This is a genomic window from Flavobacterium sp. GP15, assembly GCF_014281985.1.
Classification (GTDB): domain Bacteria; phylum Bacteroidota; class Bacteroidia; order Flavobacteriales; family Flavobacteriaceae; genus Flavobacterium; species Flavobacterium pygoscelis.
On sequence record NZ_JACFTC010000002.1, the window covers coordinates 1 to 19,073 of the forward strand.

At 32.5% G+C, this 19,073-nt stretch carries 15 protein-coding genes; 6 read left to right on the forward strand and 9 right to left on the reverse strand.

Translation table 11 applies throughout. The features are described 5' to 3' along the window. Positions 1-142: 142 nt before the first annotated feature. A complete protein-coding gene (gene era, locus H2650_RS04215; protein WP_188049519.1) occupies positions 143-1,024 on the forward strand; it encodes a GTPase Era in 882 nt (293 codons plus the stop codon). A 235-nt stretch (positions 1,025-1,259) separates the two neighbouring features. On the opposite strand, the gene H2650_RS04220 is transcribed toward era, so the two are convergent. Beyond that, the gene (locus H2650_RS04220; RefSeq protein WP_188049520.1) at positions 1,260-1,757 is read right to left on the reverse strand and encodes a hypothetical protein; all 498 of its coding nucleotides are present in this window, start codon (positions 1,755-1,757) and stop codon (positions 1,260-1,262) included. 106 nt (positions 1,758-1,863) lie between these two features. Here H2650_RS04220 and der point away from each other — a divergent pair, with 106 nt between their 5' ends. Both der and H2650_RS04230 read left to right on the forward strand, forming a co-directional pair. After that, positions 1,864-3,174, forward strand: coding sequence for a ribosome biogenesis GTPase Der (der, locus tag H2650_RS04225; protein ID WP_188049521.1), 1,311 nt, complete (start codon positions 1,864-1,866; stop codon positions 3,172-3,174). Between the two features lie 94 nt (positions 3,175-3,268). Further along, on the forward strand, positions 3,269-6,058 hold the full coding sequence (locus tag H2650_RS04230) for an outer membrane beta-barrel protein (protein WP_188049522.1): 2,790 nt from the start codon (positions 3,269-3,271) through the stop codon (positions 6,056-6,058). A 104-nt stretch (positions 6,059-6,162) separates the two neighbouring features. Here H2650_RS04230 and H2650_RS04235 read toward each other — a convergent pair whose 3' ends face one another. The 7 genes from H2650_RS04235 to H2650_RS04265 form a co-directional block, all read right to left on the reverse strand. Next, on the reverse strand, positions 6,163-7,164 hold the full coding sequence (locus H2650_RS04235) for a hypothetical protein (RefSeq protein ID WP_188049523.1): 1,002 nt from the start codon (positions 7,162-7,164) through the stop codon (positions 6,163-6,165). 242 nt (positions 7,165-7,406) lie between these two features. Next, a complete protein-coding gene (locus H2650_RS04240; RefSeq protein WP_188049524.1) occupies positions 7,407-8,657 on the reverse strand; it encodes an erythromycin esterase family protein in 1,251 nt (416 codons plus the stop codon). A 175-nt stretch (positions 8,658-8,832) separates the two neighbouring features. Next, complete coding sequence (locus H2650_RS04245; protein ID WP_188049525.1) at positions 8,833-9,663, reverse strand: YgcG family protein; 831 nt, start codon at positions 9,661-9,663, stop codon at positions 8,833-8,835. Next, positions 9,663-10,100: a TPM domain-containing protein gene (locus H2650_RS04250; RefSeq protein WP_188049526.1), complete on the reverse strand. Its 438-nt coding sequence runs from the start codon at positions 10,098-10,100 to the stop codon at positions 9,663-9,665. Before H2650_RS04250 ends, H2650_RS04245 begins: the two co-directional genes overlap by 1 nt. Before the next feature lie 91 nt (positions 10,101-10,191). Next, positions 10,192-10,779, reverse strand: a complete 588-nt coding sequence (locus tag H2650_RS04255) for a LemA family protein (RefSeq protein WP_188049527.1) — start codon at positions 10,777-10,779, stop codon at positions 10,192-10,194. Positions 10,780-10,822: 43 nt separating this feature from the next. Continuing rightward, positions 10,823-11,155: a MerR family transcriptional regulator gene (locus tag H2650_RS04260; RefSeq protein ID WP_188049528.1), complete on the reverse strand. Its 333-nt coding sequence runs from the start codon at positions 11,153-11,155 to the stop codon at positions 10,823-10,825. 53 nt (positions 11,156-11,208) lie between these two features. Then, on the reverse strand, positions 11,209-12,186 hold the full coding sequence (locus tag H2650_RS04265; RefSeq protein ID WP_188049529.1) for a M23 family metallopeptidase: 978 nt from the start codon (positions 12,184-12,186) through the stop codon (positions 11,209-11,211). A 306-nt stretch (positions 12,187-12,492) separates the two neighbouring features. Between H2650_RS04265 and alaS the strand changes: the two genes are divergently transcribed. The 3 genes from alaS (at position 12,493) to H2650_RS04280 (ending at position 16,966) form a co-directional block, all read left to right on the forward strand. Next, entirely contained in the window at positions 12,493-15,156 is a 2,664-nt protein-coding gene (alaS, locus tag H2650_RS04270; RefSeq protein WP_188049530.1) for an alanine--tRNA ligase, read from the forward strand. Between the two features lie 230 nt (positions 15,157-15,386). Further along, complete coding sequence (locus H2650_RS04275; protein ID WP_188049531.1) at positions 15,387-16,343, forward strand: GSCFA domain-containing protein; 957 nt, start codon at positions 15,387-15,389, stop codon at positions 16,341-16,343. A gap of 2 nt (positions 16,344-16,345) precedes the next feature. Then, positions 16,346-16,966, forward strand: a complete 621-nt coding sequence (locus tag H2650_RS04280; RefSeq protein WP_188049532.1) for a DUF4230 domain-containing protein — start codon at positions 16,346-16,348, stop codon at positions 16,964-16,966. 111 nt (positions 16,967-17,077) lie between these two features. On the opposite strand, the gene H2650_RS04285 is transcribed toward H2650_RS04280, so the two are convergent. Continuing rightward, positions 17,078-18,817, reverse strand: coding sequence for an aromatic amino acid hydroxylase (locus H2650_RS04285; protein ID WP_188049533.1), 1,740 nt, complete (start codon positions 18,815-18,817; stop codon positions 17,078-17,080). Positions 18,818-19,073 lie beyond the last annotated feature (256 nt).

Consider the following 19,073-nt stretch of genomic DNA (forward strand, 5'->3'; position numbering starts at 1 on the left):
AGCTGCCTACTGCTCTATCCCGCGATGTGTAGGATGCAAAATACGTCGAGTTTAGGTAAAAATAAGGAAAAATTTTAAAAAATGTTTTCTTTCATCTATTGACTTGATATAACTACCTTTGCACAATAAATATAATATTAAAATGTCACATAAAGCAGGTTTTGTAAATATCATAGGAAATCCAAATGTTGGGAAGTCCACTTTAATGAATGCTTTCGTAGGGGAAAGATTGTCTATCATTACTTCTAAAGCACAAACAACTCGTCATAGGATTCTTGGAATCGTAAATGGCGAAGATTTTCAATTGATCCTTTCGGATACTCCTGGAATCATCAAACCGGCTTACGAAATGCAAGCCTCGATGATGAACTTCGTTAAATCTGCCTTTGAAGATGCTGATATTTTAATTTATATGGTTGAAATTGGAGAGCAAGATTTAAAAGACGAAGCTTTCTTTAATAAAATTATTCATGCTACAATTCCTGTCCTTTTATTATTGAATAAAATTGATAATTCCAATCAAGAGCAATTGGAAGAACAAGTGGCTTTCTGGACGGCTAAGGTTCCTAATGCAGAGATTTTTCCAATATCAGCATTGCAGAACTTTAATGTTCCGGAAGTTTTTGGAAGGATTATCGAATTGTTACCAGAGTCTCCAGCCTATTATCCTAAAGATCAATTGACAGATAAACCGGAACGTTTTTTTGTGAATGAAACGATTCGTGAGAAAATCTTATTGAATTACAGTAAAGAGATTCCTTATGCAGTAGAAATTGTTACGGAAGAATTTTTTGAGGATGAAAACATTATTAGAATTCGATCTCTAATAATGGTGGAAAGAGATACCCAAAAAGGAATTATTATTGGTCATAAAGGAGCGGCTTTGAAAAAAGTAGGAACGGAAGCTCGTGCGGATTTAGAAAAATTCTTTGGTAAACAAATACATATTGAATTATACGTGAAAGTAAATAAAAATTGGAGAAGCAACACAAATATGTTAAAACGTTTTGGTTACAACCAATAAATTAATTTGTAGCGGTTTAAGTTTGATTTTTATATAAATTTACATAAAATCAGTATTGGAGTTTTTCTCTGCTACTGATTTTTTTTTAGCCCAGATCGAAATCAAAACCCCACAGCGAATAAAGGATATTGTTGCTGTGGTTGCAGAGCGACCAAAGGAAGCTCCTGCAAGCACTTTGCAACAATTGCTTTGTGAACGAGGAGTTGCAATGGAGTGCTGGATTATCTTCTGAAGATTACGATTCTAGGATTTCTAAAAATACTTTTTCTAATTCGTGAGTTTGATCGTTTCCGTTACTTCGAATTTGTTTCGCTATGAAATAAAGAAGAAACCACGATATGACCATTAATGCCAGTACGACTAAGTCGAAGGTGTAACTTTTTTTGAGTACAGAGTTGGAGTAGGCGATGCCACTAAAAATTAAAAAAACACCTGCAATTATAAAGTGTAAAAACATGAAGAAGGTCCATAAAGTAGGATCGGGACCAAATAAACCTCTAATATGTGTTTCGTTTTCGCCTTTTGATTCAAATTCTAGATGTAAATGGGGCGAATAATAAGTTTTTTTACTGCCCTGTATAAAAATCCAAACATGTGTTCCTCTGGTTTTTATGGTGTAATCTTCTGAGGGTGCAATTTTAAAAGTATTAAATTTTTGTATTAAAACAGAAGGGTTTATCAGCACATCTTTATAAAATCGCAAGCGAAGTCTCATTTCATTATTAGTGTTCATGTTGGTATAATTGGTTGGTTCAAAAGGTAAAGGTGTGCTAATATATAAAAAAATTGATAGTCAATCTATTTAACACTACCTTTGCAAAATATTTGAATAAATACTTATGAATAACATTGTTGCGATAGTAGGAAGACCTAATGTAGGGAAATCGACCCTTTTTAATAGGCTGATACAAAGAAGAGAAGCTATTGTAGATTCAGTTTCTGGAGTTACCAGAGATAGAAACTATGGTAAAAGCGAGTGGAACGGAAAAGAGTTTTCTGTAATTGATACCGGAGGTTATGTACGCGGTTCTGATGACGTTTTTGAAGGAGAAATCCGCAAGCAAGTAGAACTTGCGATTGATGAGGCCGATGTAATTATATTTGTGGTGGATGTTGAAGAGGGAATAACTCCTATGGATGATGCGGTTGCAAAACTACTTCGCAAGGTGACAAAACCTGTTTTACTGGCTGTAAATAAGGTAGATAATGCCATGCGTGAGAAAGATGCCATAGAGTTTTACAATCTTGGTTTAGGGGAATATTATACTTTTGCGAGTATTTCAGGAAGTGGAACTGGAGATTTATTGGATGCTGTTATTGATGCGTTTCCTATAAAACCAGAACCAACTCAAGAAGAAATTGTATTGCCACGTTTTGCTGTTGTTGGTCGTCCTAACGCTGGTAAATCAAGCTTTATCAATGCTTTGATTGGAAAAGATAGGTATATTGTGACTGACATTGCGGGTACTACTCGTGATTCTATAGATACAAAATTTGACCGTTTTGGTTTCGAATTTAACTTGGTTGATACGGCCGGAATCCGTCGTAAGGCTAAGGTGAAGGAAGATTTAGAATTTTATTCAGTGATGCGTTCGGTACGTGCCATTGAGCATGCAGATGTTTGTATCCTTATTATTGATGCCACTCGTGGTTTTGAAGGGCAAGATCAAAGTATTTTTTGGTTAGCTGAGAAAAACAGAAAAGGAGTAGTGATTTTGGTTAACAAATGGGATTTAGTTGAAAAAGAAACGATGTCAACTCGTGATTACGAAGAGAAAATCAGAGAAGAATTAATGCCATTTACGGATGTGCCTATTCTTTTTGTTTCTGCTTTAACAAAACAACGTTTATTGAAAGCATTAGAAGCGACTGTAAAAGTTTTTGAAAGTAGACAACAGCGTATTGCTACTTCAAAGTTCAATGAATTTATGTTAAAAGTTATTGAAGCGTATCCGCCACCTGCTACTAAAGGAAAATATGTAAAAATTAAATATTGCATGCAATTGCCTACTAAAACGCCACAGTTCGTGTTTTTTGCTAATATGCCTCAATATGTAAAAGAACCATACAAACGTTACCTTGAAAATAAAATTAGAGAAAATTGGGATTTCTCAGGAGTGCCAATTGACATCTACATAAGAGAGAAATAAATGTTAAATTTGTTGTAAGAAATTACATTGTGTAATAATAAATAACTTAATTCGCTGTTGATTTTAAAATCATTAACAGCGAATTTTTTTATTTATGAAAAAAAAATACTTTCTAATTTTATCTTTCTTATTAACTATTTCTTCATTTGCCCAGAACAGTACTATAACGCTAAAGGGAAAAATTCTAGATAACAATACAAAAGTACCCATTGAGGCTGCGACAGTTTTTTTGACTTCAGTAAAAGATTCCGCAGTTATAGATTATACTATTTCTGATAAAAATGGGTTTTTTAAAATGGATATTAAAAAAATTAACAAACCTTTTTTTTTGAAAATATCCTATATGGGTTATGAAACTCTAAAAAAGGAAATACAAACTCTGACTGAAGATAGAGATTTTGGAATTTTAAACTTGATTGAAAACCAAAATAATTTGAATGAGGTCATTATAAAAAATGATGCACCACCGATTCGAATAAAAAAAGACACTTTAGAATTTAATGCATCGTCATTTAAAATTCGTCCAGATGCTAATGTAGAAACTTTACTAAAACAGTTACCTGGCGTAGAGATTGGTACTGATGGTAAAATCACCGTTAATGGAAAAGAAGTAAACCAGATTTTAGTAAATGGGAAACCTTTTTTTGATAAAGATGGTAAAATTGCCCTGCAAAGTTTGCCCTCGGATATTATCAATAAAGTTCAAATAACCGATACTAAAACCAAGAAAGAAGAGTTGAACAAAGAAGCTTCTACCTCTAATAATGCTAGTATTAACCTAACTATCGATGAAGATAAAAACAAAGGATTTTTTGGAAAATTTATGGGAGGTTACGGTACTGGAGATCGTTATGAGAGTAGCGCATTAATAAATTATTTTAAGAACAAAAGAAAAATAAGCGTATTAGCTTCGGCCAATAATATCAATTCTATAGGCTTTTCTATGGATGAAATTTTTGATAATATGGGAGGCGGAAGAAACAGTTCTATGTCTTATAACTCTGATGGTGGCAGTTTTACAATAAACGGAAATCGCTATGGCGCTGGCAAAGGAATAACTCGGTCTAGTATGTTAGGTCTGAATTATTCGGATGAATTAATTAAGGATTTTGAAACTAGTGGTAGTTACTTTTTTTCTAATTCTAATTCAGATAATCGCAATAGAACCAAAATGATTACATTTCTTCCCACAGGAAATATAAATAGAGAATCAGAAGCGATAACAAATTCGGAGAGCTTTGGTCACAACTTAAATTTTCAAGTCGAATATAAAATAGATTCAACAGCCACTATTTTTGTAGCGCCTAAGTTTACCAAATCAAATACCAAATACAGCAACAATTCTGCAGAAAAATCATTTAATGAAGCCGGTGAACTTGTAAATAGTAATTTGGCTCAAATTTTTGACGAAAGTGATGGATTAGGATTTAGCAATGCTATTAATTTTAATAAGAAATTCAAGAAAAAAGGACGCTTTTTAAGTCTTTCTTTTTACAATGAAAATTCTCAAGAGGATTTAAGTTCCTTAAATAAAACCAATACAATGTTCTTCCTTAATTCAGATCCTGATATTGTAAGAAATCAAATTAGAATTAATAGAAATACCAAAGACGTTTATACTTCTGAAATTGAATATGCAGAGCCTATTACAGATTCTTTAAATGTAAAATTTGGAATTGTTTATAGCACTGAATCAAAAGTAGACCAAAGAAATACATTTGATTTTGATGCGAATTCACAAGGTTATTCTAACTTAAATGCTGAGCAAACAAATCATTTGAGTTCAAATAAAAAAGCTTTTCGTCCAGAAGTAGGTTTTTCATTAGAGAAGAAAAAATTTAATTTAAGCTTTAGTTCTGGTCCATCAATAGTTACTTATAATGCCAATTCCTTTTATTTAGGTACTAATTCTAATGTAACTTCAAATTACGTGTTGCCTTATTTAAACGGACGACTTAGTTATAAATTGAGTAAATCAAAATCTATTTATCTTAATTACAGTTATGATGTTGATTTTCCTGAAGCACGCGAAGTTTTACCCGTTGAGGATTTATCTAATCCATTGAGTACAACAATAGGAAATATAAATTTAAAACCTAGTCGTAATCAATGGGGATATTTAAGTTTTAGAAATTATGATTATGCGACTAGATCGGGCTATTCTATTTATTTTGGAGGAAACTTATATGAGGATCAAGTAGTTTCTTCGGTACTTTATGATTCTAACATAAAGGATATTACCACTTTTGAAAATGTATCTGGAACGTATTCTTCTTGGTTTGGAGCCAATTGGAATAAATCTATAAAAAAAGAAGCACATAATTTTAAATATGGTGTTAGTTTTAATTCCAATTATGGTTTATCAAAAGGATTTGTCAACGGAGCATCTTTTGAAGCGAATACATTGAGATTGAATCCTAAAGTGAATTTTACTTATGAATATGGTGAATTACTATCGATAAATCCAACTTATAATTTTACGTACAATGATTCTAAATATACCAATTATAGAATTAGCAGTGCGTCAAGTGTAATTCATCGTTTTAATATACAAACTACTAATTATTGGCCTAAAAACTGGGTTTTTGGAAATGATTTTGGATATACCTTCAACTCGAATATTGCAGATGGTTTCAAGAAAGATTTTTATTTATGGAATACCAGTTTGTCTTATAGTTTTTTTGATAAAAAAATGACTGCTAAAGTTAAAGTGTATGATGTTTTAAATCAAAACCAGAGTGCCACAAGAACCATTTCTCCAACAAATATAAGGGATGAAGAAAACACTGTTTTAAAAAGATATTTGATGTTTTCATTGACTTATAAGTTGAATAAATTTGGTGCTAAGGAAAAACCATCTGGAAACAGAATGATTTTTCACTAAAAAACAGAAAAAATTAGTTTCAGTTTTAGTGCTCTTTGCAACCATAAAGCAAAAAAAGTCCCGATTGTGTCGGGACTTTTTTATAAATATTAGTTAGTATTATATTATTTACAATTAACTTTTATTTTAATAGAATAGTTTGGGTCTAAAGGTTCATTTGTCTGAGCCAGTCGTTGTGATCCCGTATTGGCAGGACAAGCAATGTCATTTGTAGCATCATATATTACAGATTTTCCAGAGGCGATAATTTCCTTAGGAACATAAATTTGCACTTTCGTTTTTGAATATCCCGACGGAAAATAGCGAATGTAATAGCCATCAGGATGCAAAGACCATATTCCGCTAGGGATATCACTTCTTACTGGAGCCATTCCAGCAATAATTGCATATTTTTCCATGTCAGCATAAGTGTAATTTCCAGAAGCTACTAATTGTCTAATTTTATTTTCTGCTTCAAAAATATTTTGTACACCGTCTGGAATTTTAGATTTTGCTTTGTTCATCAAGCTTGCTGGTAAAATTCCCAGCATTCCACCTTCTAGATGAGTAAGTTCTATTGGACTTAACAAAGCAACTGCAGTTAGTTTTACCTGGCCACTATAATCTGAAAAACGTGTTCTAGCTATAATTGTCCATAAAAGAACCTGAATGTCATTTTGATTAATCTCAGGATGTTTTTCTGCATTTTTAAGTATGGATGTTATAATGTCTTTTTTTGGTCCTAAAATGGGAGCGTACATATAACCATCTCCTTTTGAAGGTAAAAAGGTTCCAGCATGCAGACAATAACTTTTATTTGTCATCTCAAAAAATCCTTCGCAAAGTATAAAACCACCATTTGTTGCTTTAGGGAGTAAATACAAAGGTTGTACGTTTTTCACAATTATTAAATCAGGAAATTTAGATCCGCTTTGATTTACATCTTCAAAAGAAGTGGTAATTGCGGCAGGTTTTTTTAAGACTTCATCTAGACCAAGTTTTTTTGCACCAATAGATGTTCCTAATTCTAAAGCTTTTTCTTTCCAACCACTAAATTGACAATAGCTATTTGTGCTATAAATTAAGAGTAGTAAAAAAAAGCAGCTTTTTATTTGTATATTTTTCATTATCAGTAGTTAAAATTAATTTTTCAAATATAAAATTAATTTTTAAAACATTTATGTTAAGAAAAATACTATTTTATTATTTAATCTCTTTATGTCTTGGCGCTTGATCATGTTTGGTGCTTTATGCAAGAGAATTTTCTCCCGAAACCAAGATATGATAAAAACACTAATCTCTTCAAACGTCTGTTAGCAGTACGGTCGTTTATTTATTATGTTTGGTGCTTTTATTTTAACTTAATTTATTATCTAAGTAATAGTGTTGATGCTTGGGTTTGTTTTACAAAGATAATTCCATCATAAGCATCTTTGAGTTTTTCATTTTCAACCATTTTTGGATTGTATGTTGAGCCTATTCCTCGATAATTAACTTTAGAAGTTATATAATTATTCAAAATGTCTATTTTACTAATTGAATAAAAATCTAAAAAAAAGCTATCAAAAGAGCTTTCGTTAAACAACTTGCTACTCGTTTTAGTCATTGGTTCGGTAATTGAAAATATTTCAATTTTTTTATTCTTAATGCTATAAGCATTAAATGCTCCAGTAGCAAAATCAAATCCTAAACTATAATATTCATTTCCATATTTTTCTTTTAAAAAATGACCCATTGCGAAGTCATTTGTATAGGTGATATTGTTTTTTTTAATATGAAAATTATGTGCCCAAATAAATATTTTGCTCTCATTACCATTAAAATGTAATATTTGATTAATATTTTCTGACATTTCTTTATCTCGTATTTCTTGTCTATAATCTATGCACAAATTTATAAATTGAATAATTGAATTTTGTAGGCTAATGTATAATTCTTTGTTTTTAGCTTCTGAACTTTTTAAAATTTCTTTTAATTCATTCATCACGATTAAATGGTTCTTTAATATATTCTTATTTAAATACTTAGTGTTATTTTTTATAGTGTAAAAACTTAATATATCTAAATATTGAGTTTTGTTCTCATATAAATTTTCTGTTAGATGTTCACTAATTATTTTAGCTGAATTCGAACAATCCATAATATCTATTCCGTAAAAATTTATTTGATTAGATTGAATTTTATCAAAGTTGAATTTTTTCATCCATTCAATTAATTCTAAAACTTCTTGAGTGTTCCAAATCCAAAATCCAATATTTTTCAGCAATTCTTTTGGATCATTTTTTTGTCCTTTTATGTAATTATTAATTGCAATACAATTTGCATAACTTGCCTCAATTGCAAAATTACGAACTCCTTGATTTTTAACTAAGTATTTAAAAAACTTAAATTTTAAATTGAAAAATTCTTTTGTTCCGTGTGTTGCTTCACCAAATCCAAAAATCCTTACTTTATTAAATATACTATCTAATTTAGCGTCTTTATCAATATCGATGTTGGGATCTGAATCGTTAAGTTGAAATGCGTTCTCATTTATTGCTTTAACAACAGCATTATTTTGACTAAACAAACATGAATTACAAAAAATAATTAATATTAATGTAACGATATTTTTCTTCATAGTTTATATAATAAGTAGTTGAATAGTTTGTTTCTAATTCAAAAGAATAGTTCATAAAATTAGCATTTTCATTTAACTGACTGCTAACAGATAAATGACTTTGTCTTTTTGATTATAGTTGATGATGAGGTAAAAAAAAACGCTACAGATTTGTAGCGTTTTTTTAATATTTTATTTACCATCCTCCGCTAGATCCACCGCCAGAGAAACCTCCGCCGCCAAATCCGCCACCGAAGCCACCTCCGCCGCCTCCGAAACCACCTCCGCCGCCTCCGAAACCACCTCCCGAAGAACCACCAAAGCCACCTCCGCCACTTCTGCCGAGACTACTTAAAATGATAGCATCTAATAAACTTGGCCCACCACCACTATTTCCTGAGTTTCCACCACCGCCACCTTTATTTCTTGATAATAAAACCAGTATTACAATAACAATAATTATAAATGGCAGTAAAGGGAAGTCATTTTTTTGTTGTGATTTTTTACGTTCTCCTTTGTATTTCCCTTTAAAAACATCAATTAACGCATCGGTACCTTTGTCTAAACCATTGTAAAAACTACCCGCTCTAAATTCAGGTAAAATAATATTCCTAATAATCTCTCCGCCAATACCTGCTGTCAATCTGTCTTCTAGTCCATATCCGGGATTGATGGCTATTTTTTTTTCGGCTTTAGCCAATAAAATAATTACGCCATTGTCATCTTTTTCTGTTCCGCCAATTCCCCAAGTTTGACCCCATTTGGTTGCTAGTTGGCTTACATCTTCCCCTTTTAAACTTTCAATAGTAATCACTACAATTTGAGTTGTAGTAGAATCAGAATATTGAATTAGCTTTTGTTCTAATTGCGCCTTATCCGTTGCGCCCAACACATTGGCGTAATCATAAACTGAAGTTTGAAAACTAGGTTTTTCTGGAATTGTAAACTGTGCAAAGCTTAGCTGTGTAAGCAGTAAACAGATCACTAACTTTAAGGAATTTAAAGTAATCTTTTTATTTAATATCATTATCCTTTTGATATTTCGTTAGATAATTCATCTTTATCTCCTTCTAGATGAGGGAAATACTGTTGTAATTGTTCTCCCGCTTTAATGATTCCGTCAATAAGCCCTTGTTTGAAATTGCCATTTTTAAAATGAGCAACAATTACATCTCGAGTAGAATTCCAAAAATCTTCTTTAACGACATCATTAATACCTTTGTCTCCGCAAATTACAAAATTGCGGTCTTTTACGGCTACATATATTAGAACGCCGTTTTGAAGTTGGGTTTGATCCATTTTAAGTTGATTAAAAACTTCTAGAGCACGATCATAAGGATCAAGAGCAGTGGTTTTTTCTAAATGCACTCTTATCTCGCCAGAAGTATTTTTTTCAGCCGTACAAATAGCTGCAACAATTTCTTGTTCTTCTTCTTTGGTTAAAAAATCTTCTACTTTTGACATGGGGAAAATTTAGGAATGAAGATTAACGATTTTGAAGTTAGAAATAGCATCCTAAAATCAAAATCGTTAATCAAAAAACTGAAAATATTTTTTAGAATTTTACTTCTACTGGTTTATCAGCACCTTCAACAGCGTTGAAATAAGCTTTTTCTTTAAATCCAAACATTCCTGCAAACATACTATTTGGGAAAGTTTTAATGTGCGTGTTGTAAGGTTTAACAGCTTCGTTAAAACGAGTTCTAGCCGTTAGAATTTGATTTTCTGTACTTGCTAACTCATCTTGCAATTTCAAGAAATTAGCATTGGCTTTTAAATCAGGATATTGCTCAACAGTAACTAACAATCTTGATAATGAACTGCTAACTCCGCTTTGCGCTTTGTTAAATTCGGCTAATTGTTCTGGTGTGATATTCGTAGGGTCAACTGTTACTTGAGTAGCTTTAGCACGTGCTTCGATAACAGCAGTCAAGGTTCCTTTTTCAAATTCGGCAGCACCTTTTACGGTATTTACTAAATTTCCGATCAAGTCATTTCTTCTTTGGTAAGCGGTTTGAACGTCACCCCAAGATTGTTCTACGGTTTGATTTAAAGTTACGGCTGTATTGTTAATTCCTTTAACCCAGCTAAAAATTACTATGACAACAACTGCTACGATAATCCAAGGCAAAAATCTTTTCATGTTTATTTAATTTAAGTTTAGTGTTTATTTATTGTTTAAAAATCTAAATTTCGTTTTTAATATTGGTTAATTGTGTTCGTATGGTTTCTAGTTTTCTAATAATATCAAATTTATCTAAAGTTTTCTTTTGTCCCTCTTTTAGATGGGTTTTAGCACCTTCAAGGGTAAAACCTCTTTCTTTAACCAAATGATAAATTAATTGTAAATTAGTAATATCTTCAGGAGTGAACATTCGATTTCCTTTAGCATTTTTTTTGGGTTTTAAAATGTCAAATTCATTGTCCCAAAAACGAATCAGTGAGGCATTTACATCAAAAGCTTTAGCTACTTCTCCGATGCTATAATATCTTTTGTCTTTTGAAAGTTCAATGTGCATGTTTGTACTACTTTATAATTTCTACTGGTCTATCGACTTGAACTCGGTAATCGTTAATCCAGTGATTGATTTTCTTGATTCGCTAATTTTGCTATAGCTACATATTCTACTGCAGATATATTTCCGTAATAAAAATTAAGAGGATTCACTACCTTTTGATCTTTATGAACTTCGTAGTGCAAATGAGGCGCTTCAGATCTGCCCGTGCTTCCCACATATCCAATAATATCTCCACGATTCACTTTTTGCCCTGCCCGAATATTGTATTTGCTTAAATGAGCATACAAAGTTTCGTAGCCAAATCCGTGCCGAATAACGATATGATTACCATATCCAGACGCATTGTTGTCCGCTCTAGCAACGATTCCGTCTCCTGTTGCATAAATTGGAGTTCCAGTTTTAGCGGTAAAATCCATGCCTTCGTGCATTTTTCTTACTTTAGTAAATGGATCTGTTCTGTATCCAAAACCAGAAGCCAAATGTTTCAAGTTTTCATTTCTAACGGGCTGTATAGCTGGAATTGCAGCTAGAAAAACACTTTTAGCTTCAGCTAATTTTAGTATTTCATCCAATGATTTCGATTGAATGACTAATTCTTTGTTAAGCACATCAATTCTTTTTGTGGTGTTCATCACCAACTGCGAGTTATTGTATCCTTCCAATTTTTTATACCTATTTATTCCAGGTAATCCTGCTTTTCGAATAGAATCTGGAATAATAGTTTTGTTAAAATAAGCACGATACACATTATTATCTCGCTCCTCTATAGCATCAATAACAAGATTGGCTTGCTCTATTTTTTTATTCAAAATGGCATAATTCAATTTCAAATTTTCAATTTCACGCGCTTGCAAACGATCTTTTGGTGTTTCAAAATAAGGTGTGTTTAATAAAATTATAAAACTCAATATACCAAACAGAGCCGAAGCCACTAAAAATAAGATTATAACACCAATTTTTTTTCTTTTTCGTGTTTTTATTTTTCGGTAGGCTAGATTTTCGGAATCGTAATAATATTTTACTTTCGACATATTTTAAAATACCCTATTTTTGCACACTGTAAAAAGGTTAGACGAACAAATTTAAGAAATGTTTCATTTGCAACAGCCTTTTTTAGAGAATAAATATATTAATGTGCCTTATCCAGCTAACCGTTGCAAGTTCGCTGTTTAAAATATTTTTTTCTAATGCGCTAGCAGGAGCTTCCTCCGGTCGCTCTGCCAACTCAAGAAAAAATAAATTTTAAAACAGCAAAGCTTTCCACTTCTATCTGGGGCAGAGGATATTCTGAATCACACATAAATTAACCACTTTGTTTAGTGGCCCAAAATAAAAATATGAAATCACAAGACGTACGTAAACAATTTCTAGATTTTTTCGCATCACAAGGACACCTTATTGTTCCTTCAGCACCTATCGTTCTAAAAGATGATCCAACCTTGATGTTTAACAACTCAGGAATGGCGCAGTTCAAAGAATATTTTTTGGGAAACGCAACGCCAAAAAGCAATAGAATTGCCGATACTCAAAAATGTCTTCGTGTTTCAGGAAAACACAATGACTTGGAGGATGTTGGTTTTGATACGTATCACCATACGATGTTCGAAATGTTGGGAAATTGGTCTTTTGGTGATTATTTTAAAAAAGAAGCAATCAATTGGGCTTGGCAACTTTTAACGGAAGTGTATAAAATTCCTAAAGAAAATTTATACGTTTCAGTTTTTGAAGGTAATGCAGAGGAAAATGTACCTTTCGATCAAGAAGCTTGGGATATCTGGAAGGAGTTGATTGATGAAGACCGAATCATTCTAGGAAACAAAAAAGATAATTTTTGGGAAATGGGCGATCAAGGACCTTGTGGACCTTGTTCAGAAATTCACGTTGATTTACGTACCGCTGAAGAAAAAGCAGCAGTTTCAGGAAAAAGTTTAGTCAACAATGATCATCCACAAGTGGTTGAAATTTGGAACAACGTATTTATGGAATTCAACCGTAAAGCCGATGGTTCTCTAGAAAAATTACCTGCAAAACACGTTGATACCGGAATGGGATTTGAGCGTTTGTGTATGGCATTACAAGGAGTGACTTCTAATTATGACACGGACGTTTTTACGCCACTTATTAAAAAAGTAGAACAAATTACTGGAGCTAAATATACTACCAATGATGTCATTCTGAGCGCTAGCGAAGAATCACAAAACAAAACAAATATTGCCATTCGTGTAATTGTAGATCACGTTCGTGCGGTTGCTTTTGCAATTGCTGACGGACAATTGCCCTCTAATACCGGTGCTGGATATGTAATCCGTAGAATTTTGCGTCGTGCTATTCGTTACGGGTTTACATTTTTAGACATCAAAGAGCCTTTTGTCAATCAATTAGTTGCTGTTTTAGCAAACCAAATGGGGGAGTTTTTCCCAGAAATCAAATTGCAAGAAACGTTTGTGACTAATGTGATTCGTGAGGAGGAAGCTTCATTCTTGAGAACATTAGACCAAGGTTTACAGTTATTAGACAAAGTTATTGCCGATACTAAAAAAGCCCTTCCTTCGGAGGGGTTGGGGAGGATTTCTGGAGCTAAAGCATTTGAACTGTATGATACTTTTGGTTTTCCAAAAGACTTAACAGCTTTGATCTTGAAAGAAAAAGGAATGTCTTTCAACGAGGCTGAATTTGATGCTTCGATGCAAGCTCAAAAAGCTCGTTCTCGTGCTGCATCTGAAGTTTCAACCGAAGATTGGTCAGTTTTAATTCCTGGAAATGTAGAAACATTTGTGGGTTATGACCAAACTGAAAACGAAGCGAAAATTACGAGAATTCGTAAAGTAGATAGCAAAAAAGATGGGGTTTTATACCAAATAGTTTTAGACAATACACCATTTTATCCAGAAGGTGGAGGACAAGTTGGTGACAAAGGAACATTGGTTTCTGCTAATGAAACTATTGAGATTATAGACACTAAGAAAGAAAATAATTTAATTCTACATTTTACAAAGCAACTTCCTGAAAACATTGAAGCAAGTTTTGTGGCAAAATTAAATACAGAATTAAGAACTTTAACATCAAGAAATCACTCGGCTACACACTTAATGCATCAAGCTTTAAGAAGTATTCTGGGAACGCATGTGGAGCAAAAAGGTTCTTTGGTAAATTCAAACTATTTGCGTTTTGACTTTTCGCATTTTGCAAAAATGACGGACACAGAATTGCAACAAGTGGAAGATTTTGTTAATGCTAGAATACAGGAGCAATTACCACTTATCGAAAGAAGAAATATTCCTTTTGCGCAAGCAGTAGAAGAAGGAGCAATGGCTTTATTTGGTGAGAAATATGGAGATCATGTTCGAGCGATTAAATTTGGCGAAAGCATGGAATTGTGTGGTGGAATACACGTGAAAAATACAGCGGAAATTTGGCAATTCAAAATTGTTTCAGAAGGAGCAGTTGCAGCAGGAATTCGTCGTATTGAAGCGATTACGAGTGATGCGGTAAAAGCATTTTATGCTACGCAAGAAAACACATTAAATGAAGTGAAAGTTGCTTTGAAAAACCCACAAGATATTTTGAAAGCGGTTCATTCGATGCAAGAAGAGAATTCTAAATTCAAAAAAGAAATTGAAAATTTAGTAAAAGAAAAAATTGAGGGACTAAAAAATATTTTGGTTACTGAATTTCAAGAAATCAATGGGGTTAACTTTTTATCTAAACAAGTTAATTTATCAATGAGCGCCACAAAAGATTTGGCTATGGCAATTGGAAGCGCAACACCGAGCTCTTTTGTTTTTTTAGCTTCTATTGAAGACGGTTTACCCAATATTCATTGCTTTATTTCTAAAGAATTAGTTAGCCAAAAAGGACTTAATGCTGGTAATGTAATTAGAGAACTAGGTAAATTCATAGACGGAAACGGTGGCGGACAACCCTTTTTTGCATCAGGAAAAGGTAAAAATGTATCTGGAATTAAGGAGGTATTAGAAAAAGCAATTGATTTTGTGAAATAGTAAAAATGTATAAATACAAACAACCCTTTTAGAACTCGTTTTTAAAAGGGTTGTTTGCTTTTGTAGTAAAGACGTATTGAAAAGAATCTCTTGAATTTAGCACTTATTACCGTTTTGCTAAATCATTTCTCCTGATAACAATAAACAAATCGGCAGTTTCTATTTTAAATCGAAATGTTTGAGTTTTTTTATTGGTTTAAATTATTCAACTTTGTAAGAAAGTAAGTGAAATGAATTTCAGAACTCCAATACCTATTCCAAAAAGTAATCGGCTTATAGATTACAATTCGAAAATTGTTTCTCTTGGTTCTTGTTTTGCAGTGAATATGGCAGAAAAATTGGATTATTTCAAGTTTCAAAATACTTGCAATCCGTTTGGGATTTTATTTCATCCTCTGGCTATTGAGAAGTTTATTGATTTTGCTGTTTCTAAAAAACAATTTACCGAAAACGATATCTTCTTTCATAATGAATTGTGGCATTGTTTTGATGCGCATTCGGATTTAAGCAATCCTGACAAGGAAGAATTGCTAGTTTCATTAAACGCAATTCTCCAATCTAGTAGAACAGCAATAGAACAAGCTTCACATGTTATTATTACTTATGGTACATCGTGGGTTTATAAAAATATAGAAAGCAATGAAGTTGTTGCCAATTGTCATAAAGTACCTCAAAAACAATTTGAGAAATCTATTTTGTCAATAGAAACTATTCAAAAATCTATTAGAAATACAATAGATTTAATTCAAAAAGTAAATTCAAAGTGCTGTGTTATTTTTACGGTTTCTCCAGTGCGTCACATCAAAGATGGTTTTGTTGAAAATCAATGGAGCAAAGCAAATTTAATTTCTTCAATTCATCAAGTTATACAAACAGAACATTTAAAATTAAATACTGGATACTTTCCTTCCTATGAAATTATGATGGATGAACTTCGTGATTATCGTTTTTACAGCGAAGATATGTTACACCCCAATCAAGTAGCGATTGATTATATTTGGAAACGTTTTAAAGAAACCACTATTTCTGATGCAGTTTTTACCACGATGGAGGAAGTAGAGAATATTCAAAAATCAATAATGCACCGGCCATTTAATCCGCAATCTGAAAATCACTTAAAATTTGTGTCTAAATTGAACGAAAAAATCACTAAATTAGAAACTCAAAATCCATTCATGAAATTTTAATTATGCTAAAAAGACTATTTATTTTCATCGGAATTATAATTACTGTTTTTCTATTATTCAAATACTGTGAATTTAAAAAAGACGATAATACAACTACTATAGACGGCTCAGGCTTAATTCAGCAACAAATTCTAAATGTTGGAAAACTAATTGTTACTGAAGGACATTTCTCTGAAGTGATTACCTATAAAAATCAAGAAAAGTATTTATTAAACATGCTTTCTTTTGAGAAAAAAGCACTCGTTGTCGTAAATGCTGATGTAACGGTTGCTTACGATTTGCACAAAATGAAGTATGATATTGATGAGAAAAATAAAACGATAACGATTGTTTATATTCCCAAAGAAGAAATAAAAATTAATCCAGACATTAAGTTTTATGATGTAGAACAAAGTAAACTGAACCCTTTTACTGGCGAAGATTACAACAAAATTAACAAATCTGTAAAAGCGAATTTAGCTAAAAAAATAGAAAGTTCTACTTTGAAAACCAATGCTCAAAACAGATTGATTAGCGAATTATCTAAATTGCTAATTACTACCAGTCAATTAGGATGGACACTGAAATATGAAGGAAAAGTGATCGAAAGTGAAAAGGAATTTGGACAACAAATTAAATTGTAGTTAAAAAAGAAAACCGCAGATTGTCAGAGTATTAATTAATCTGAGAATATGCGGTTTAATTTTAAATAATCTATTTTCACTAGAGTAATCTGCGAAAATGAGCGTTCTTTTTTATATCAAATCCAGTCCGCCATTTATCAAGTGTGAAATTTCTGAACGTCTTTGTTTTAGATTTTCAAGATAATTTTTCACCTCTTGCAAAAGATTTGGTTCGTTTCTATCTTTCAATAATTCAACAATCTCAACAGATAACAACCAATCATTTGGATGATTCTCTTTAAGTTGTTTAAAAATCGGAACTAAAGAAGTTGTAGTATCTTTTGATTCTCTAATCAATCGAACGGTTTGATACAAAACTTCTAAATCATCACGTTCTGCACTTTGCTGCGCTTTGATTGTTGTACTACTAGGAACAGCAGTAATCAAATCAAAACTAGTCGCATCTGCAGGTCCTGAAAAAGCCGAAACTAGTTTTTTTCCAACAGCCATATCATAAATACCCCATTCTGGTTGAAACAAAATAGTTTCGCCATGCGTAACAGTACAATTTTTAAAACTGATTAAAATTATTTCGCCATGCAAGTTTCTCGAACCAGTAATAATTTCTCCTTTTACGGTAATATCACCTTCAAAATCTAAAGTTACCGTTTCATTTTCAGTAATAGAATAAGCACTTAAATCTCTTGGACTCATGTCTTCGATAGCCAGATTGATGCCTTTTAGTTTTCCAATGGGACTACCAAAACCATCTTTATGATTAATCGTTCCATGACCTACTAATTCTTTCTCTCTATAGGATAAAGCTGTTTTTCCAGTGGTCTGAATGTAAACCGGTTTTCCATTCGCTTCAATTACATTCGTAAAAACTCCTGAAACTTGTATGCCAGTGCTCAACTCAATAGTTCCTAAAGCATTTGATTGTATCAGTTTATTTATACCCGATAAACCTCCTGTGCGCAACGCCATTTTATTAGCAAATTCTTCTAATATTAAGCTCAAATAAGCAAAATCAGGAGTTACATACAATTGCGGTTGCAGTTGTGTAATATCAAAATTCTGATTTGCTGCCGATATGTCGTAAGGGATTTTCTTTACTTTTTCAGTCATACAATGCGCACTTTCTCCAATAGATGAAAGTAAACCAGCGCCGTATATTTTAGGATTTTCTACCGTGCCTATTAAACCGTATTCTACAGTCCACCAATGCAGATTTCTAATTTGTGCCATTTCTGACAATTCACCCATGTTATTCTGCAAATCTTCCACTGCTTTTTCAGCAGCGTCAATATCGGCTTGTGGTGTTCCTTCTGCTTCTTTCAAAATAGAAAGTAATCGGATGGCCTCATACATTTCGTAATCTTTGTGCGAAGAAATGGCTTTGCAACCTATTTCTCCAAAACGACGTAAATATTCTGCATATTCTGGATTGGCAATAATAGGGGCGTGACCAGCACCTTCGTGAATAATATCTGGTGCAGGCGTGTATTCTATATGTTCAAGTTGACGAATATCTGAAGCAATCACGAGTACATTATACGCTTGAAATTCCATGAAAGCATTGGGCGGAATAAATCCATCAACAGCAACAGCTGCCCAGCCAATTTCAGTTAGAATTCGGTTCATTCCGTACATACTCGGAATAGTATCTACCTCAATTCCTGTTTTTTTAAGTCCTTCTAAATAGGAATTATGTGCTACTTTTGATAAGTAACTTACGTTTTTACGCATTACATAACGCCAAACTGCTTGGTTTATTGGTGTATAGTCGCTATAATCCTGAGGTTTAATAAATTGTCTTAAGTGCTTTGGCAACCGGTCTAATAACGGATTGCTTTCTATAGTTGTGCTCATCTCGAAAACGTTATAGTTTTTGTCAAAAGTACAACTTTAAGGAGCTATTTCCAGCTATCCGTTACAAGATTTAGCAAAAAAATACATTTTTGTAAGTCCTAATAAGAGCTTCTTACAGTCGCTTTATTAGAACAACAAAAATTGTCTTTTTTTGCAAAATGCTTTCTACTGCTATCTGGGCTAGGAGAGTTAGTTTTTATTTTCGATGAATTTTAATTTATGTTTTATCGGTAAATATTAGTGTTTTGAAAAAAAC